The sequence below is a fragment of the Escherichia sp. WS3063 genome (genome assembly GCF_046486595.1).
Lineage (GTDB): Bacteria > Pseudomonadota > Gammaproteobacteria > Enterobacterales > Enterobacteriaceae > Escherichia > Escherichia coli.
This window is the reverse complement of the sequence record NZ_JBJQKY010000066.1, coordinates 1-1,310: the sequence shown is the minus strand read 5'-3', so window position 1 is coordinate 1,310 and position 1,310 is coordinate 1. Positions and strand designations below refer to the sequence as shown.

Genomic DNA, 1,310 nt, shown 5'->3' with positions numbered 1-1,310 from the left:
TGAACCGCCCCGGGAATCCTGGAGACTAAACTCCCTGAGAAAGAGGTAAACAGGATGACTAAAAATACTCGTTTTTCCCCCGAAGTCCGTCAGAGGGCGATTCGTATGGTTCTGGAAAGTCAGGGCGAATATGACTCACAGTGGGCGGCAATTTGTTCCATTGCCCCAAAGATTGGCTGTACACCGGAGACTCTGCGTGTCTGGGTACGCCAGCATGAGCGGGATACCGGAGGCGGTGATGGCGGGCTCACCACCGCTGAACGTCAGCGTCTGAAAGAGCTGGAACGTGAAAATCGTGAACTGCGCCGCAGTAACGATATCCTTCGCCAGGCTTCCGCTTATTTTGCGAAGGCGGAGTTCGACCGCCTCTGGAAAAAATGATGCCACTGCTGGATAAGCTGCGTGAGCAGTACGGGGTCGGACCGCTATGCAGCGAACTGCATATTGCCCCGTCAACGTATTACCACTGTCAGCAACAGCGACATCATCCGGATAAACGCAGTGCCCGTGCGCAGCGCGATGACTGGCTGAAGAAAGAGATACAGCGCGTATACGATGAAAATCATCAGGTGTACGGTGTGCGTAAAGTCTGGCGTCAGTTGTTACGGGAAGGTATCAGAGTGGCCAGATGCACTGTGGCACGTCTCATGGCGGTTATGGGACTTGCCGGTGTTCTCCGGGGTAAAAAGGTCCGTACGACCATCAGCCGGAAAGCCGTTGCCGCAGGCGACCGCGTAAACCGTCAGTTCGTGGCAGAACGACCTGACCAGCTGTGGGTGGCTGATTTTACTTACGTCAGCACATGGCGGGGCTTCGTCTATGTGGCGTTCATCATTGATGTGTTTGCCGGATACATCGTGGGGTGGCGGGTCTCATCGTCTATGGAAACGACATTCGTGCTGGATGCTCTGGAGCAGGCGTTATGGGCCCGTCAACCGTCCGGCACAGTCCATCACAGTGATAAAGGTTCTCAGTATGTATCGCTGGCCTACACACAGCGGCTTAAGGAAGCCGGATTACTGGCATCAACAGGAAGTACTGGTGACTCGTATGACAACGCGATGGCGGAGAGCATCAATGGCCTTTACAAAGCGGAGGTAATACACCGTAAGAGCTGGAAAAACCGGACAGAAGTGGAGCTGGCCACACTCACGTGGGTGGACTGGTATAACAATCGACGATTGCTGGAAAGGCTGGGCCATATCCCACCGGCAGAAGCAGAAAAAGCTTATTATGCTTCCATCGGAAACGATGATCTGGCAGCCTGAGTTCACAGATAAAACACTCTCCAGGAAACCCGGGGCGGTTCA

General features: G+C 54.1%; 1 protein-coding gene and 1 other annotated feature. The gene reads left to right on the top strand.

Annotation, left to right across the window (positions count from 1 at the left end):
• The first annotated feature begins 54 nt into the window (after nucleotides 1–54).
• Nucleotides 55–1,268 (top strand): IS3 family transposase gene (locus ACJHYW_RS25180; RefSeq protein ID WP_169782987.1). Its coding sequence is split into 2 segments (ribosomal slippage): nucleotides 55–343 and nucleotides 343–1,268, totalling 1,215 coding nucleotides; the frame shifts between segments, so codons are not numbered across the junction.
• Nucleotides 336–452 (top strand) — a sequence feature (AL1L pseudoknot). It overlaps the preceding gene by 117 nt.
• Nucleotides 1,269–1,310: the final 42 nt, after the last annotated feature.